This is a genomic window from Verrucosispora sp. SN26_14.1, from assembly GCF_004307965.1.
Lineage (GTDB): Bacteria > Actinomycetota > Actinomycetes > Mycobacteriales > Micromonosporaceae > Micromonospora.
The window spans coordinates 1-16,984 of sequence record NZ_SISL01000091.1 but is presented as its reverse complement, the minus strand read 5'-3'; the positions used below and the strand labels follow the sequence as shown (position 1 = coordinate 16,984).

Annotated in this window: 16 protein-coding genes and 1 pseudogene; 14 read left to right on the top strand and 3 right to left on the bottom strand. The window is 70.1% G+C overall.

Going from position 1 to position 16,984, the window contains the following annotated elements:
• From EYA84_RS11495 to EYA84_RS11440, 12 genes and pseudogenes are all read left to right on the top strand, one after another.
• A pseudogene (locus tag EYA84_RS11495) lies at positions 1–406 on the top strand (hypothetical protein); the annotation flags it as partial.
• Complete coding sequence (locus EYA84_RS11490; protein WP_131053028.1) at positions 403–1,806, top strand: VWA domain-containing protein; 1,404 nt, start codon at positions 403–405, stop codon at positions 1,804–1,806. The pseudogene EYA84_RS11495 and the gene EYA84_RS11490, both read left to right, overlap by 4 nt.
• A 14-nt stretch (positions 1,807–1,820) precedes the next feature.
• On the top strand, positions 1,821–2,933 hold the full coding sequence (locus EYA84_RS11485; protein WP_131053027.1) for an AAA family ATPase: 1,113 nt from the start codon (positions 1,821–1,823) through the stop codon (positions 2,931–2,933).
• Positions 2,930–5,743 (top strand): DUF5682 family protein, encoded by a 2,814-nt coding sequence (locus EYA84_RS11480; protein WP_131053026.1) that lies wholly within the window; start codon positions 2,930–2,932, stop codon positions 5,741–5,743. The genes EYA84_RS11485 and EYA84_RS11480 overlap by 4 nt, the downstream gene beginning before the upstream one ends.
• A gap of 400 nt (positions 5,744–6,143) precedes the next feature.
• Entirely contained in the window at positions 6,144–6,881 is a 738-nt protein-coding gene (locus EYA84_RS11475) for a GntR family transcriptional regulator (RefSeq protein WP_161594952.1), read from the top strand.
• 92 nt (positions 6,882–6,973) lie between these two features.
• On the top strand, positions 6,974–7,795 hold the full coding sequence (locus EYA84_RS11470) for a cyclase family protein (RefSeq protein WP_131053024.1): 822 nt from the start codon (positions 6,974–6,976) through the stop codon (positions 7,793–7,795).
• Positions 7,792–8,631, top strand: a complete 840-nt coding sequence (locus EYA84_RS11465) for a cyclase family protein (protein ID WP_131053023.1) — start codon at positions 7,792–7,794, stop codon at positions 8,629–8,631. Before EYA84_RS11470 ends, EYA84_RS11465 begins: the two co-directional genes overlap by 4 nt.
• Entirely contained in the window at positions 8,628–9,977 is a 1,350-nt protein-coding gene (locus tag EYA84_RS11460; protein WP_161594951.1) for a sugar ABC transporter substrate-binding protein, read from the top strand. Before EYA84_RS11465 ends, EYA84_RS11460 begins: the two co-directional genes overlap by 4 nt.
• Before the next feature lie 63 nt (positions 9,978–10,040).
• Entirely contained in the window at positions 10,041–10,982 is a 942-nt protein-coding gene (locus EYA84_RS11455) for a carbohydrate ABC transporter permease (protein WP_131053021.1), read from the top strand.
• 4 nt (positions 10,983–10,986) lie between these two features.
• Complete coding sequence (locus EYA84_RS11450) at positions 10,987–11,874, top strand: carbohydrate ABC transporter permease (RefSeq protein ID WP_131053020.1); 888 nt, start codon at positions 10,987–10,989, stop codon at positions 11,872–11,874.
• A gap of 20 nt (positions 11,875–11,894) precedes the next feature.
• Entirely contained in the window at positions 11,895–12,416 is a 522-nt protein-coding gene (locus EYA84_RS11445) for a PPC domain-containing DNA-binding protein (protein ID WP_131053019.1), read from the top strand.
• A complete protein-coding gene (locus EYA84_RS11440) occupies positions 12,406–13,893 on the top strand; it encodes an FGGY-family carbohydrate kinase (protein WP_131053018.1) in 1,488 nt (495 codons plus the stop codon). Before EYA84_RS11445 ends, EYA84_RS11440 begins: the two co-directional genes overlap by 11 nt.
• Positions 13,894–13,935: 42 nt before the next feature.
• Here EYA84_RS11440 and EYA84_RS11435 read toward each other — a convergent pair whose 3' ends face one another.
• From EYA84_RS11435 to EYA84_RS11425, 3 genes are read right to left on the bottom strand one after another with little or no spacing between them, the layout of a single operon-like run.
• Positions 13,936–14,361, bottom strand: a complete 426-nt coding sequence (locus tag EYA84_RS11435) for a hypothetical protein (protein ID WP_131053017.1) — start codon at positions 14,359–14,361, stop codon at positions 13,936–13,938.
• A gap of 20 nt (positions 14,362–14,381) precedes the next feature.
• Entirely contained in the window at positions 14,382–14,642 is a 261-nt protein-coding gene (locus EYA84_RS11430; RefSeq protein ID WP_131053016.1) for a hypothetical protein, read from the bottom strand.
• Complete coding sequence (locus EYA84_RS11425) at positions 14,639–15,001, bottom strand: DUF2089 domain-containing protein (protein WP_131053015.1); 363 nt, start codon at positions 14,999–15,001, stop codon at positions 14,639–14,641. Before EYA84_RS11425 ends, EYA84_RS11430 begins: the two co-directional genes overlap by 4 nt.
• 253 nt (positions 15,002–15,254) lie before the next feature.
• Between EYA84_RS11425 and EYA84_RS11420 the strand changes: the two genes are divergently transcribed.
• Together EYA84_RS11420 and EYA84_RS11415 are read left to right on the top strand one after the other, a co-directional pair.
• Complete coding sequence (locus EYA84_RS11420; RefSeq protein ID WP_387257956.1) at positions 15,255–16,082, top strand: class I SAM-dependent methyltransferase; 828 nt, start codon at positions 15,255–15,257, stop codon at positions 16,080–16,082.
• 111 nt (positions 16,083–16,193) lie between these two features.
• The gene (locus EYA84_RS11415) at positions 16,194–16,901 is read left to right on the top strand and encodes a YcnI family protein (protein WP_131053014.1); all 708 of its coding nucleotides are present in this window, start codon (positions 16,194–16,196) and stop codon (positions 16,899–16,901) included.
• The last annotated feature ends 83 nt before the right edge of the window (positions 16,902–16,984 follow it).

Genomic DNA, 16,984 nt, shown 5'->3' with positions numbered 1-16,984 from the left:
CGCGACGGCGGCGGCCACCGCCCCGCTGGACCGGCATCCGGCCGCGATCGCCGAGCCGGTCCTGCTGGAGGGCTACCGGGTACGCAAGGGTGGCGACGGGCTCACCCTGGACCGGGACGGCGAGTCGATCGGCGTCGCCGTCGAGCGGCTGCCGGCGGCCGGTCCGCTCACCGCCGCACTCGTGGCCGCCTCGACCGCCTGCCTCGGCCTGGCCCGCTGGGACGACGGGCGGTGGTGGGTGCAGCCGCTGGCGGTGCAGGCCAGCGTCAAACGTGCGCCCGTCGAGGCGCACAACGGTGACTGGGCCGAGGGTGTCACCGACCCGAGGGTGGCCAAGGCCGAGGCCAGGGCGGGCGACGCCGTGGCCGTGCTGCGCGAACGCGCGGGACGGTTGCTGCGCCGATGACCCACTCCCCCGACGACCGGGCCGCCGCGAACCGGCGGCAGGTGCTCTACTGGCGGCTGCTGGGTCGGATCTTCGACCCGGACGAGCAGCCCACCCTGGAGTCGGCGAGCATGGCCGTGGTCGAGGACCTCGGCCTGCCGGCCGCCCTGCTGGACCCGTCGGTGTCGGTGGACACCGTGGTGCAGCGCTTCCCCGAGGTGGCCGACGAGTTGCGGGGCCTACTCGTCGACACCGACCCCGGCACCGAGGCGGAGGCCGACCCCGAGCCGGAGGCCGGCACCGACACAGAGGCCGACACCGAGGCGGAGGCCGGGTCGACCGCCGGGCCGCATCAGCCCGGCGAGGCCGAGGTCCGGCGCGCGGCGCTGGTGTCGAAGCTGCTGCTCAACGTCTTCGCCACCGGTGCGGGGCCGGTCACCGCGAGTCAACTGGCCGGCTGGCAGGCGGACGCCGGGTGGTTCGAGCAGGCGCTCGGCAGCACGCCCGGCGAGCTGCGCCGGCAGGGCACCGGGCTCGGCCCCACCCTCGCCGGGATCGAGGGTGACCTGGTCCGGCGGATGCGCCTGCGGGAGGTGCTGGCGGACCCGACGCTGGCCCGCCAGCTCACGCCCAGCATGTCGCTGATCGAGCAGCTGCTGCGGGACAAGTCCAATCTCTCCGGCGTCGCGTTGGCCAACGCCAAGGCGCTGATCCGCCGCTTCGTCGACGAGGTCGCCGAGGTGTTGCGGACCCAGGTCGCGCAGACCAGCGTCGGCAGCATCGACCGGTCGGTGCCGCCCAAGCGGGTCTATCGCAACCTCGACCTGGACCGCACCATCTGGCAGAACCTGACGAACTGGAGCCCGGAGGACGAGCGCCTCTACGTCGACCGGCTCTACTACCGGCAGACGGCGCGCAAGACCACGCCGTCGCGGCTGATCGTGGTGGTGGACCAGTCCGGGTCGATGGTCGACTCCATGGTCAACTGCACCATCCTGGCGTCTATCTTCGCCGGGCTGCCCAAGGTCGACGTGCACCTGATCGCGTACGACACGCGGGCGTTGGACCTGACCCCGTGGGTGCACGACCCGTTCGAGGTCCTGCTCCGCACCAACCTCGGCGGTGGCAACGACGGGCCGTTGGCGATGGCGATGGCCCGCCCGAAGATCGTCGAGCCGAGGAACACGGTGATGGTCTGGATCTCGGACTTCTACGAGTTCGGCCGGTCCCAACCCCTGTTCGACGGCATCGAGGCGGTGCACCGGTCGGGGGTGCGGTTCATCCCGGTCGGCTCGGTCAGCAGCTCCGGCCAGCAGAGCGTCAACCCCTGGTTCCGGCAGCGCCTCAAGGACCTGGGCACCCCGGTCGTCTCCGGCCACATCCGCAAACTCGTCTTCGAGCTCAAGAGCTTCCTCACCTAGGAGAGACACCCCTGATGTCCGAGATGCTGCGTGCCCCCGCCGAGGTCAAGTACGCCGACGAACTCGACTTCCTGGAGTCGGTGGACACCGGTCCGAAGCCGTACTCCTGGCGGTTGAGCCCGCGCATGGTCCGGCTGTTCGTGCTCGGTTCGGAACGCGCCGACGGTCTGGACCGGGAGATCCCGCAGAAGTGGTTCGGCGACCGCAGCTTCGTCGAACGCAGCATCGTGACGCTGGCGTCGGACCGGGGCCTGCTGCTCATCGGTGACCCGGGCACCGGTAAGAGCTGGCTCGCCGAGCTGCTGTCGGCGGCGATCTGCCGCAACTCCACGCTCGTGGTGCAGGGCACCGCCGGCACCACCGAGGACCACATCAAGTACTCGTGGAACGTCTCGATGGTCATCGCCAAGGGACAGTCGCGCGAGTCGATGATCCCGTCGCCGATCATGACCGCGATGGAGCAGGGCGTGGTGGGGCGTTTCGAGGAGCTGACCCGCTCCACCAGTGACGTACAGGACGCGTTGATCTCCATCCTGTCGGAGAAGTACGTCTCCATCCCCGAGCTGAACGACGACAACATCGTCTTCGCCCAGCCCGGATTCTCCATCATCGCGACCGCCAACAGCCGGGACCGGGGCGTCAACGACCTGTCGTCGGCGTTGAAGCGACGCTTCAACTTCGTCCGGATCCCGGTGGTCACCAACAAGCGCAGCGAGGCGGAGATCGTCCGGTTCCGCACCGAGGAGCTGCTGCGCCGGCACCACGTGGAGCTGGACGTGCCGCCGACGCTGCTGGACATCCTGCTGCAGAGCTTCGCCGACCTGCGGGCCGCCGCCGCGTCGGCGACCAGCGACGACGAGAAGTTGGAGTCGGCGCTCTCCACCGCCGAGCAGATCGGGGTGCTGGAGGACGCGATCCTGCACAGCCAGTTCTTCGGCGACCGGACGCTGCGCGCCGAGACGCTGGCCGGGTCGCTGATGGGGTCGCTGGCCCGACGCAGCCCGGAGGACCTGGCCATCCTCAACAAGTACCTGCACGCGGTGGTGGAGCCCCGGGCCACCCAGGACGGTGGTGAATGGCGCGGCTTCCTCGACGGTGGCCGTCAGGCGATCGCCGCCCTGTCATGAGCGCCCCCGCCGCCGTCGGCGCGTTCGGTGCCCTGCGTGACCAGCTCACCGATGCGGCCGCCGCCTTCGCGGGCGGTCCGGACGCGCTGGCCGACATCCTCGCCGGGATCGTCGACGACGTGGACCGCGCCCTGGGCGAGCGGCTGGAGATCTTCCCGGTCTGCCACCATTCGCCGGCCTCGGCGCTGGCCATGGTGCGCCGGTTGCGGAGCAAGCAGCCTCGGGTGATCTATCTGGAGCTCTGCGAGGACCTCCGACCGTTGCTGGGGGAACTGCGCAACTGTCGGTTGCCGGTGGCGGTGCAGGCGTTCGCCTCCGAACTCGACGGCTTCCCCGCCGCGTGGGGTCCGCTCAGCGTGATCGCGCCGGTCACCGAGGCGTCCGCCGAGTACCAGGCGATCGCGTACGCGTTGGAGACGCCCGGGGTGGAGTTGGTGCTGGTCGACCGCTCCACCGATCACGTCTTCCAGTGGTCGCCCCGGGGCGGGACCCCGCCCCAGGGCGAGGTGGCCGGCGCGGAGAGCGGTGCCGAGGCGGGCGAGCAGGCGGCCCTGCACGGCGACGCGGTGGGCGTGGAGATCGGCGACCTGCGTCCCCGGTTCGCCGAGTTGGAGGCGCACCTGCTGCACCACGGCAAGGTGCGGCACTGGTCGGAGTGGTGGGACCAGTACGTCGAACGGCCGCTCACCGTCGCCGACCACGACACCTACCGGCAGGTGATGGTGCTGATCGGCAGCCTGTTCCGGCGGCTGCGTCCCGTCGGGTCGGACCGCACCGACCGCGACGAGGACCGGGAACGCTACATGTGGACCCGGATCCGGCAGCACCTGGCCGCCTCCGGGGCCGACCCCGAGGACTGCCTCTACGTCTGCGGCGCCTTCCACGCCGCCAGCCGCGTCGCGCAGTTCGGCCTGGACTCCACCGCCCCGGACTTCGACATCTCCCCGCGTACCGCGACGCGGTGGCGGTACGGCCTGATCCCGTCCAGCCACTCGGCGATCGAGGCCCAGTTCGGTCTCGCACCCGGATCGGTGTCGATCGCGGCCGCGAGCTGGACCAAGGCGGTGAGCGGGTCGCGCCTGACGCCGTACCGGCTGGACGGTCAGCGGGGTGGCACGCCCCGGGGCCGGCGGGGACGCGCCGCGCCGGATCCGGCACCGGACGAGGCGGTCAGCGACCGGCTCTCCGGGTTCCTCGCCGCGCCACCCGCCCTCGACGGGCTCGACGAGGCGGAGCTGCGCCGGTGGTGCGTGGACATCGTCCGACTGGCCCGGCGCAACGGCTACCTGGCCAGCACCGCCGACGCGATCGCGGTGTTCGAGACCTCGATCCTGTTGGCGGGGTTGCGCAACCGGGCCCGGCCCACCCCGTACGACTTCGCCGACGCGGCGGTGACCTGCATCGAGAAGGACGTGGTGCCGGGTCGACGTGACGTGCGGCGGCTCTGCGAGATCCTGCTCGGCGGGGACCGGATCGGGCAGGTCGGCTACGACGCCCTGCCGCCGTTGGCCCGCGACGTGCTGGACCGGCTCCAGCCGCTCGGTCTGGACCTGGAGAAGCGGACCATGCAGCGGGCGTTGCTGGATCTGCACGGCAACCCGGAGCTGGCCGGCTGCTCGGACCTGCTCTGGATGCTGCGGCACGTGCTGCCGCCGGACGCGGTCCGGCCGATCATGGGTGAGCGTCGGCTCGGCCACCGGTCCATCCAGGAGAGCTGGGATCTGGCGCTGGGCCGTCACCAACGCGCGTTGATCGAACTCGGGTACGAGGGGGTGACCGTCGAGCAGGTGCTGGAACAGCGCCTGCGTCGGGCGGCACACGGCCCGGACGCCACCGCCGCCGGTGCTCTCGCCGCCGTCGAGGACGCCATCCGGCTGCTGGACAGCCCTCGGCTGGTCGACGAACTGGGTGCCCGGGCGGTGGAGCTGCTCGCCGCCGAACGCACCGTCGACGACGCGCCGCGCGTGCTGCGCCGGATCCGCCGGCTGCTCGCCCACCACCAGGCCACCGCGCCGACGCTGCCGGCCTGGTGCGCGGCGTTCGTGACCACCGGGTACGCCCACTACTGCACGTTGCTGCCGACCGCGTTCGTCGAGGAGGAGACCGGCGTCCGGCAGGTCGGGGCGATGCTCGGGTTCCTGTTCAGCCTGGAGAGTCTGGCGCTCTCCCTCGGCTGCGACCGGTCACAGCTCGAACTCGCGGTGGGTCAGTCCCATCCGGAGGCGCCGGCCAAGGTGGCCCTGCTCTGGGCGGCCCGGCACCAGCTCGGTCTGCTGCCTCTGACCGAGCTGCGGGCCCAATGCCAGGAGCTGCTGGCCAACCCGCTGGTGGTGCCGGCCTTCCCGCAGTATCTGTCCGGGTTCGTGCACGCGCTGGAACCGGTGCCGGGGCTCGCGCCGTTCGTGGTGGAGACGATGTCCACCGCGTTCGCCCGACTGCCCGACCCGGTCCTGCTGCCCTGGCTGCCCAACCTGGTCACCACCCTGCGGCAGCACGGCGCCGAGTCGGTGCCGTTGCTGGTCCGCGAGGCGGGGCGCACGTTCCCGGGCACACTCTCCGAGTTGGACTCGTGGGTCCCGCCCTGGCTGCGTACCTCCCCCGCCGTCCCCACCGTCGCGCCGCGCTTCTCCGGTGGGGCGGCCGGGCCGGTGCACGCCCTGCTGGCCGCTCATCCGGAGCCGGTGGACGCGGTCGCCGGCCTCCTCGGTGTACGGGGCGACTGGTGTGCTCCCCGCAGCGGTGCGGCGGTCCTGGTGGAGGCGCACCCGAGCACCGCCGAGGCGGTCGCGTCACTGTTGTCCGACAGGTAGCACCGGCGGCGCGTGGGGCATCTGCGCCCCACGCGCCGCAAGCGGCGTCTGCGGGATGCATGGCGCCCGACCCCGTGCGGCGCGCGGTATGTATGCGTCGCCGCCGGCTCACTCCGCTCGGCCGCAGGCCACTCGTCCGTGCCCCCGGTTGATGCCCATCGACGCAATCCCGGATTCGGCTGTCACGTCCGCGCTACGGCGGCGTCGCGATGCCCCGGGCTGCTCAGCGTCGACCCTTCGCTCACAGAGCGTCTACCAGCGCTTTCGGGCGTCCAGACCCGGCCGAGCTGACCTCTTGACGGGTCATTCATGTTACGGCTACGTTTCCGTCTACCGTACACCGTCGACGATAAGTCGCCGGGCTTCATCAAATCCGGGCCCCCTTCGGGAAGGTTGTCGCATGGTCAACTCGGCCGAACCCGCATCGTCCGTCACCTCGCTGCGCGTGCCCCAGAAGGTCGTGCTCAGCGAGTCGACCTACGACGTACTGCGGGCGGCGATCCTGGACGGCACTCTGCCGCCGGGCACCCGGATCGTGGAGGAGTCGCTGGCCCGGCAACTCGGCGTCAGCCGCGCGCCACTGCGCGAGGCCATCTGGCTACTCAAGCGGGACGGCCTGCTCGTCGAGGAGTCCGCGCGCACCACCCGCGTCGTCCAGTTGACCGAGGACGACGTCCACGAACTGCACATGGTCCGCACCGTGCTGGAGACCCTGGCCTACCAGCAGGCGTCACCGCGGCTGCGACCGTCCGACGTCTCCGACCTCGAGGATCTGATCTCCCAGATGCACGAGGCGTCGGCGGCCGGTGACACCCGCCGGATCGCCGACCTGGACTACCGGTTCCACCGCGCCCTCTGCGCGCCGTGCGGACTTCCCCGGATCATGAAGGCCTGGGACGAGCAGCATGTGCTCTTCCGTCTGTGGCTCAACATGGTCGGCCCGACGTTGGGCGTGCAGGACATCGCGGAGTCGCACCGGGTCCTGCTCGGCGTCGTGCGTGACGGTGACGCCGAGGCCATCTCCGAGCAGGTGATCCACCACGTCTACCTGGTCGGCGGCGTGATGGCCGACCAACGCAGCCGCTGGGCGGCCGCCCAGCCCCGTCTCTACTTTCCGCAGGCTGCCCCAGGCGCCTGATCGACCCCGTGCGCCGCCGGCGCCTGATCGACCCTGCGCCGGAACCTCGCCAGGCCGATGCCCCGGACCGCACCGAGAGATAGCGAGGCCCGATGAGAACAGTCAACCTGACGCTGCCGCTCTATCCGTTCATGCCGGTCGGCAACGTGTGGGCCTGGGACTCCCCGTTCCAGCTCACGCCCGTGACGACTCACGAACGGCAGGGTGTCTCGACCCACCACATGAGCTTCCACAGCGAGGCGGGCACCCGTCTCATGCTCGGCGCCTGCTACGACGACGACGCACCCCGCATCCACGAACTCGACTACGGCACGCTGGTCGACCGCGAGACGGTCGTCATCGACATCCCGAAGCAGGCCGGCGAGGAGATCGAGGCCGACGACATCGAGCGCGCCGTCGTCGGCGATCCCGACTACCGCGACGGTGACGCCGTGCTGCTGCGCACCGGGTGGGGCGACGACGAGCGCTACCGCACTCTCGGTGACGACTACGCGACCACCACCCCGCACTTCTCGCTGGACGGCGCGAAGCGGCTGGCGGAGGTGATGACCGAACGCGGTAGCGACCTGATGCTGACCGACTGCGCGTACATCGGCAATCTCGGCGAGGGCTTCATGTTCCCGGAGTGGGCCTCCCGCAAGCCGTGGGACCGTCCGCCGTTCCCCTCCCCGCAGGCCCGCATCTACATGCGGCACTACACGCCGCAACGCGGGGCCGGCGGCGGTGCCCCGGACTGGGGGTCGTCGGTCGTCCTGCATCTCGCGATGTCCCCGGTCGCCGCGGTGGCCAACTGCGGCGCGCTGCGCAGCAAGCGGGTCCGGATCACCGTGCTGCCCCTGTTCCTCGCGGGAGCCGAAGGAGCCCCGTGCACCGTGCTGGCCGTGGACGGCGACGAGGCGGGAGAGGCCCGATGACCCTGCGCACCATCAACCTGACCCGCCCGATCACCACCGAGTCACCGGCCGGCAGCTTCTTCCCCTGGGAGGCGCCGTACCGGACCGAGGAGATCGCCACCCTGACCTACAACGGCGCGAACCTCTTCCACATCACCATGGGCAGTGGCTCCGCGACCCGGTTGCTGGGTCCGGCGCTCGGTTCGCCGACCGGAGCCACCGTCGACCAGCTGCCACCACAGCGGCTGCTCGGCCGGGCGGCGGTCGTGCTGTCCTGCCCGGTGGGGCCGGGCGGCGAGATCTCCGCTGACGCGATCCGTGCCGCTCTGGACGACGCCGACCTGCGGGCCGGTGACGCGGTGGTCCTGGCCACGGGGTGGGGGGACGATCCGGATCGCTTCGCCGACGCGGCGTACTACCTCGACGGGCCCTACCTCAGCGTCACGGCGGCCCAGTTGCTGGTCGAACGCCTCCGCGCCAACTCGTCGGACATGCTGCTCACCGACTGCCTGTACCTCGACCGGCCGGGTGGCGACCACGCCCGGACCGAGTGGACCGCACTACAGCCCTGGCTTCGCCCGGCGTACCCGTCGGACGCTGCCACGATCTATCTCCACCACTACCGGCCCGAGAAGGTGCGGCACGACTGGGCCGCCACCCTGGCTCTGACCGAGTCCATCTGGACCGTGGCCGGACTGGTCGGATGTGGCGCCCTCGCCGGGCGCCGGATCCGGCTCACCCTCGCCCCGCTCAACGTGCAGGGCGTCGGCGAGGTGCCCTGCACCGTGGTCGCCCAGATTTCCGGCGACGACGGTGCTCCCGAAGCACCGGTCTTCTCGTCAGGAGAACCGACATGAAACAATCATTTCGATCGATAACACGAACCCTCGCGATAGCCCTGACCGCGACGCTGGCCGTCACCGCCTGCGGCGGGGGCGGCGCCGGGAACCAGGGTCCGGAATACACCGGCGACACCTTCGACTGGAAGCGCTACGACGGCCAGTCGATCAAGGTCTACGTGGCCGACACCGGTCAGGTGGAGAGTCTGCGGGCCGGGCTGGCCGAGTTCACCGACCTCACCGGCATCACCGTCGAGATCGAGGGGTCCGACGTCACCAGCTACCGGCAGAACCTGCCGGTGCGGCTCACCTCGCGGGCCTCGGACTTCGACGTCATGGCGACCTTCCCCGAGGTCGACGGCCTGCAGTTCGCCAAGAACGGCTGGTACACCGACCTCGGTCCCTACCTCACCAACCCGGGGATGACCAACCCGGAGTACGACTTCGAGGACTTCGGGGCCGGCATCCGCAAGGCGATGACGGTCGAGGAGCAGACCGTCACCGTCCTCTGGGAGATGCAGACCGACCTGGTCTACTACCGCAAGGACCTGCTGGAGAAGGCGGGTCTGGAGGTGCCGACCACCTTCGCGGAGTGGGACGCCGCCGCTGCGGCCGTGCACGACCCCGGCAACCGGGTGTACGGCTTCGCGCTGCGCGGCATCCCGTACCAGACGACCACACCGTTCTCGTCATTCCTGTACGCGCACTGCGGTGAGTGGGTCGCCGACGGCAAGGCCGCGATCAACACGCCGGAGGCGCTCAAGGCATACGAGGCGTACGGACAGCTCGGCACGAAGTACGGGCCGCCCGGCATCGCCGGATTCGACTGGCCGGTGCCCTCCCAGCAGTTCGCGCAGGGCAACGTCTTCGCCTTCCTGGACGTGAACCTGTTCGTCAAGGACCTGGAGGATCCGACGAAGTCCCGGGTGGCCGGCAACGTCGGGTACACCACCGTCCCCCGTGCCGACTGCGACGCCGCGCCGTTCATCGGCGGTTGGGGCTACGGCATCAACCCCTTCTCCGAGAAGGGTGACGCCGCCTGGTACTTCATCCAGTGGGCCACCAGCAAGCAGATGAACCTCGACCTGAAACTCACCGGCTGGCCCAGCCCGCGTGCGTCGGCCTGGGGGTCGCCCGAGTTCAAGCAGGCCGACAAGACTCCCGAGTTCACCCAGGTGGTGCTGAGCAGCACCGAGACGGCACGGGCCCGGATGAACCCGCCGGTGACCCCGGGCGTCGAGGCCCGCGAGATCGCGGGACTGGTCGCCAACAAGGGCCTGGAAGGCCAGACCGGCGACGCCCTCAAGCGGACGGCCGACCAGCAGAACGACAAGCTGCAGGGCCTGCTCGACGCGATGCGCTAGTGATCGGTCGCGGCCGGAGGCCCCGCCTCCGGCCGCGGACCTCGCAAGGGAGGACCTGGTCCGATGGCTCCGCTCACCGAAAGCCCCCCACGGTCTGCGCGCAAGCCCCCGCAGCCCGTACCCCGCCGCACGTTGCTCGACGTCCTGGACCGCTACGACCGGTACATCCTGCCGGCCCCGGCACTGATCGTCGTCGTCGCGATGCTGGCGTTCCCGATCGGCTACACCGTCTATCTCAGTTTCCACGAGTGGTCCGGCGGGCTGCGACCACCGGAGTTCGTCGGCCTGGACAACCTGACCCGCTCACTGGGCGACAGCCAGTTCTGGGGCAGCATCTGGCGCACCGTCTACTTCGTCACCCTGTCGGTGGGGCTGCAGGTCGTCCTCGGCGTCGGCGCGGCCCTGCTGTTCCACCAGCGCTTCCCTGGTCGAGGGGTGGCCCGCACCCTGTTCATGTTCCCGATGATCGCGACGCCGGCCGCTGTCGCCCTGGTCTGGAAGATGATTTTCGACCCGACCATCGGCATCCTCAACTACCTCGTGCAGTCCGTCGGTGGACCGACCCTGCTCTGGATCAGTGACGCCAACCTCGTCATCCCGGCGCTGGCGATCGTGGACACCTGGATGTGGACACCGTTGGTGATGCTCATCGTGCTGGCCGGGCTGGCCGCACTTCCGCAGGAACCGTTCGAGGCGGCCAAGGTCGACGGTGCCGGGCCGGTGCGTACCTTCGTCAGCGTCACGTTGCCGCTGTTGAGCCCCGTCATCCTCGTCGCCGCGCTGTTCCGACTCATCGACGCCATCAAGACGTTCGACATCATCAAAGTCATCACGGACGGCGGTCCCGGCACCGCCTCGGAGACCCTCAACCTGTACGCCTTCAAGCAGGGCCTGTCGTACCTGCACTTCGGGTACGGGTCGATGCTGCTGGTCTGGCTGACCCTGCTGGTCTTCGTCGTGGCGATCGTCTTCACCCGCCTCCGGGCGCGGACCGACCAGGGGTGAACCGATGTCCGAGATCCTGACCGCCACCCGAGCCACCGCGCCACCGCCGACCCGACCGGTGGCCAGACCTCGCCGACGGCGTGGATCGATCCTCGGTCGGATCGCGCTCGCCGTCACCGTCACCGTCGCGCTCGCTCCGGCGCTGTTCGTGTTCTTCTGGATGTTGACGTCGTCGTTCAAGCAACAGGTCGACATCTACACGATCCCGCCGAAGTGGTTCGACTTCACGCCCACCCTGGACAACTACCAGGCGGCGCTGACCCGCACCCCGTTCGCGCGCTACATGACCAACAGCCTGGTCGTCGCCACCTGCTCCAGCCTGCTCGGGCTGCTCATCGGTGTGCCTGCGGCCTACAGCATCGCCCGCTACCGGCAGACCAAACTGTCGCTGTCACTGTTGACCGCCCGTCTGCTACCCGGGGTGGCCTATCTGGTGCCGTTCTTCGTCGCGTTCACCGCGTTGCGGATGGTCGGTACCTACCCGGCACTGATCCTGTCGCACGTCATCATCACGTTCCCGCTCACCGTCTTCATCATGGTGAACTTCTTCGCCGCCCTGCCCGACGAGGTCCACGACGCGGCCCAGGTCGACGGGTGCGGGAAGCTGGAGACGTTCTGGCGGATCGCCGTGCCGCTGACCCGACCCGGCATGCTCACCGCCGGCATCCTCGCGTTCATCTTCAGTTGGAACGACTTCAAGATGGCGCTGATCCTCTCCGACGGCGACAGCCGCACCCTGCCGGTGGCCGTCTTCAACTTCGTCCACGAGGCGTCCCTGGACTGGGGGCCGATGATGGCCTACGCCTCGATCATCATGCTGCCCGTCTTCGTCCTCACCCTCGCCGCGCAGCGGCACATCGTGACCGGAATGACGATGGGCAGCGTCAAGTAACCAGCACCTCGGGAGGCACCATGACCAGCACCGTACCCGCCGTCGTCAGTCGCGCCGCCGGCAACGGCCGTGTGATCGCCGCGAGCATCAAGCCCGGCGCCCAGTTGACCGACTCGATCGAGCAGGTGTGCCGTGACCACGGCGTACACACCGCCGTCATCCTCTCGGTGATCGGCACCATCCAGGAGGTCTACCTGCGCAACCCCCGAGACATCACCACGCTGCCGATCCACCGCGAGCACGAGTTCGCCGACGAGATCGACACCGTCGTGTTGCAACGCCCGATGGAGATCCTCTCCATCCAGGGCAACGTCACCACCCTTGACGGCAAGCTGTGGGCGCACTGCCACGCCCTGTTCTCCGAGGCGGGTGGCAACGTCCGTGGCGGACACGTCTTCCGGGCCACCGTCTGGAGCCAGGGTGAGGTCTTCCTCCAGGAGCTGACCGACATCCGCATCGACCGCGAGTACGACCGGGAGGTCACCGGTCTGCCGCAGATCCGCCTGCACGGGTGCGACGCGGGACCTGCCGATGGCCGGTGACCCCTGCCTGCTCGGCGTGGATATCGGCACGTCGAGCAGCAAGGGCGTCCTCACCGATCCGGCCGGGGCCGTACTGGCCGTCGCGACCCGCCCGCACCGGGTGTCGCGGCCCCGGCCGGGCCACGTGGAGCACGACGCCGAGGCGATCTGGTGGGCAGAGTTCGTCGCCATCGTGCGGGACCTGCTCGCGGCGGCTCCCGGGCCGGTCGCCGCCGTCGCGGTCAGCGGCATCGGTCCGTGCGTCCTGCCGGCCACCGTGGAGGGACGGCCGCTGCGACCCGCGATCCTGTACGGCGTCGACACCCGGGCGACAGCGGAGATCGCCGAACTGACCGACGCCATCGGTGCCGACGAGATCGTCCGGCGCGGCGGCAACCGGTTGACCAGTCAGGCTGTTGGCCCGAAGCTGCGGTGGGTCCGACGGCACGAGCCAAAGGTCTGGGCGGACACCTGTCGGTTCTTCATGGCCAGCTCGTTCCTGGTGTTCCGGCTCACCGGCGAGTACGTCCTCGACCACCACTCGGCCAGCCAGAGCGACCCGCTCTATGACCTACACGGGCAGTCCTGGATCGACGACCTGGCCACGCAGATCGCCCCGGGACTGGAGTTGCCGAGACTGCTGTGGCCCACCGAGATCGCCGGCCGGGTCACGCGTGACGCCGCACGGGCCACCGGCCTGCCCGAGGGCGTCCCGGTCACCGCCGGCACCATCGACGCCTGGGCTGAGGCCGCCAGCGTGGGTGCCACCAGAGCCGGCGACCTGATGCTGATGTACGGCACCACCATGTTCCTCACCCGCACGGTGACCGCACCGGTCGTCCATCCGAGGTTGTGGGCGACCACCGGCCTCTTTCCCGGCAGCTTCTGCGTCGCGGGTGGCACCGCCACCTCGGGTGCGGTGGTCGAGTGGCTGCGCGATCTCGTCGGCGGGACCGACTACGAGCGGCTGGCCACCGAGGCCGCCGTGGTGCCCGCCGGCGCCGACGACCTGGTGGTGCTGCCGTACTTCGCGGGCGAGCGAACTCCGTTGTTCGACGAGAAGGCGCGTGGTGTCGTCGCCGGCCTGACCCTCGACCACGGGCGTGGACATCTCTATCGGGCGGTACTGGAAGGAATCGGGTACGCGGTCCGGCACCACCTCGACGAGATGGCCGGTCTGCTGACGCCACCCGAGCGGGTCATCGCGGTGGGCGGGGGCGCCCGTCCGCTGTGGACCCGAATCATCTCGGACGTCACCGGTCAGCCGCAGCTGGTCCCCGAGCAGACGATCGGGGCCAGCTACGGCGACGCGTACCTTGCCGGCCTCGCGGTCGGGCTGGTCGACAGCGACGACGACTGGACACGGTGGGCTGCCCGGGTGGAACCGGATCCGTCGACGGCCGCCGCTTACCACCGTGGCTACACGGCATACCGTTCCCTGTATCCGGCGACCCGGGACATCGTCCATGGGATGACCGAACGGGCGGAGGCCGGCTGAGACCTCCAGGGCCACGACGCGGAGTGACCTCCGGGGCGAGGGTCACTCGCAGAAGACCTGCACCTTGGCCTCGGACTGGTCCACGTCGATGGTCATGTCGTCGAGCTGTTCGACGAGGTCCTCGATGTGCTGGGGCTTGAGCTGGGTCAGGTCGATGGGTACGCCCGACTTGGCCAGTTCGACGTTGACCTTGCTGAGTGCCTGCGGGGGGACCAGGCTGGTGAGGCGTACCCCGGCGCGCAGCAGTTGCAGCGGAACCCGGATGTTGACCCGGCCCGGACCGTCCTCGTCCTGCGTGGTCACCATCACGCGCAGGTACTTGGGGCGGGCCTTCGGGCGGGTCAGGGTCGTCGCCGTCGGGGATTCCGGCTGCTCACGCTCCAGGGCGCCGATGAGCTGTTCCGCCTCGTCTGCGGTGATCTTCCCGTCGGCCAGCATCTGCAGGATCTGGCGGCGTTGCTCGTTCATGTGGGTCCCTCTTCCTCGACTCATCTGACGCTTACCAGCAGGGTCTTGTCGCCCTGCGCGATCTCGATCCGGGTGCCGGGCAGTGCCCCCAGCACCTGTCCCACGCCCCGGAACGCAGCCACCGGGTTCACCCGGGTGACCAGGCAGGCGACCAGTGCGACCGGCACGGCGAGCAGCAGTAGTGGGCTGATCAGCAGCAGGACCGGTAGCACCGGCACGAACCGTCGCCGCCAGCGGCCGTCGGGGCGGCGGTGACGGATCGTCACCAGCTGCGGGATCACCGCGATCTCTCCAGCTCCGCCAGCGCCTGCGCGACGTCGATCTCCCCTCGCCGCAGTCGGTCGACGACGTCGGCGCCGGTGGGCGCCGGGTCGGTGTCGACGAAGTCGAGCTGCGCGGCGATCCGGTTCAGACGGGACTTGATCGTCGGGTAGCTCACCCCGAAGATCCGCTCCATCTCCTTGATCGACCCGTGCGACCGCACGAAGGCGGCCACGAACACCTGGTCGTCGACACCGAGTTGCGCCAGTTGCGGCGGCTCGAACTGTCCTTCGACCGCGACGCCGCTGTCGGCCAGGCGGACCCGTTCGACCACGAACGGTTGCCCGCGGGTCAGATCCGTCAGTTCCTGCCAGTCCATCTGTGCCCCCTGTCGCCGTCAACCCGCGTGCGATTTATTTTTACCTTGATTTTCTTAATCAAGCAACGCCCAAAACTGAGGATAGTTAATGTGATCTTGATCCAACGACCTCGCCGACCCGAGTCGAACGACGCGCGAAGACTGGAACGAATACCGTGATCGTTAAGGTCCGGACGAGCGGGGTATAGAGGCACGACGATCGATGATTCGACGGCACCAGCAGAGACGCAGGGGGAAGCCCGTGAGTAACCGAATCAGCGCGAGCCGCGCCAGCCACGACACGGCGGCGGTGTTCGACCGCAGCGCCGCCACCTACGACCGCGTCGGTGTGGAGTTCTTCGGCCCGATGGGGCGGGAACTGGTACGCCGGGCCGGGGTCCGCCCGGGACAACAGGTCCTCGACGTCGGATGCGGACGAGGCGCCGTCCTGATGCCCGCCGCACAGGCGGTGGGGCCCGACGGCGATGTCGTCGGCATCGACCTGGCTCCGACGATGGTCGACCTGACCCGCGCCGACGTGGCCACCGCCGGCCTGCCGAACGTCCGGGTCGAGGTCGCCGACGCCGAGGACCCCCCGCTGCCGGAGGCCACCTTCGACACGGTGCTCGCCGGACTCGTCGTGTTCATGCTGCCGGCGCCGCTGCCCGCACTGCGCGCCTACCACCGGCTCCTGCGCCCCGGCGGGCGGCTCGGCGTCACCACCTTCGCCGCCTACGACCCGCGCTTCAGCGAGGCACTCGGGACGCTGGCCCGACACGTGCCGCCGGAGCGCCGCCAACCACCGGCCACCGGCCGGGAGGACGACTTCGCCACCCGCGAGTCGACCGGCGACCTGCTGCGGCGTGCCGGCTACCACCAGGTCACCGTCGAGGACGTACCGTTCGAGAGCCGGTTCCGCGACAGCGACCACTTCGTCGCCTGGGTCTGGTCACACGGATCCCGCGCGATCCTGGAGAGCATCCCGCCCGAGCGGTTGCCCGCTGCCCTCGCCGACGTGGCAGACGTGCTGTCCCCCGGCGGCGGAAGCGTCCGGCTGACCACCACCATCCGGTTCGCCCTCGGCACCCGCGCCGATTCCTGATCGGGGCAGAATTCCGACAATGCCGGGAACTCCGGGCGGGGCGTGCCCGACCAGGTAACCGAGGTGCGTACGCACCGGTCGCCGCGCCCCCTCCCGGAAGGTTGTCCAGACATGTTCTTCACACGTCGTCGGGTCGCACAGCTCGGTGCTCTCGGGCTCTTCACCGCCGCGACGGTGGCGCTGACCGGCTCACCGGCCGCCGCGCACGTCACCATCAGCCCGTCGGTGACGACCGCCGGCTCGTACGCGGTGCTGACGCTGGGTGTACCGCACGGCTGCGACGGTTCTGCGACGACCAAGGTGTCCATCCAGATTCCCGAGCAGATCGTCACGGTCACGCCGACGGTGAATCCGAACTGGACGGTGGAGAAGGTGATGGCGGACCTGAACCCGCCGGTCAAGGACAGCCACGGCAACGAGGTCACCCAGCGGGTCGCCGAGGTGGTCTACACCGCCAGGACGCCGCTGCCGGACGACCTGCGGGACACCTTCGAGCTGTCGGTGAAGCTGCCTGACGCCGCCGGTGAGACGCTGGCGTTCCCCTCGGTGCAGACCTGCGAGCAGGGCGAGACGCCCTGGGTGCAGCTGCCCGCCGAGGGCCAGAACGCCGACGAGCTGGAGTACCCGGCACCGAAGTTCGTGCTGACCGCGCAGGCCGACGGCGACGCCGACGATGCCTCGGTGCAGCCGGTGGCGCAGACGAGCACGGAGTCCAGCGACGGTGGCACCGGCGCGGTCGGGTGGATCGCCCTGGTCCTCGGCGCGCTGGGTCTGCTGGCCGGCGGGCTGGCGCTGGTGCGTACCCGCAGGACGGCCTGACGGGCGGAGACGCAGGTGACGTCCCCGAGCGGCCTGACGGCACGGCGGGCGGCAGCCGGCGGGCGGGCGCGGTGGGCGTGGTC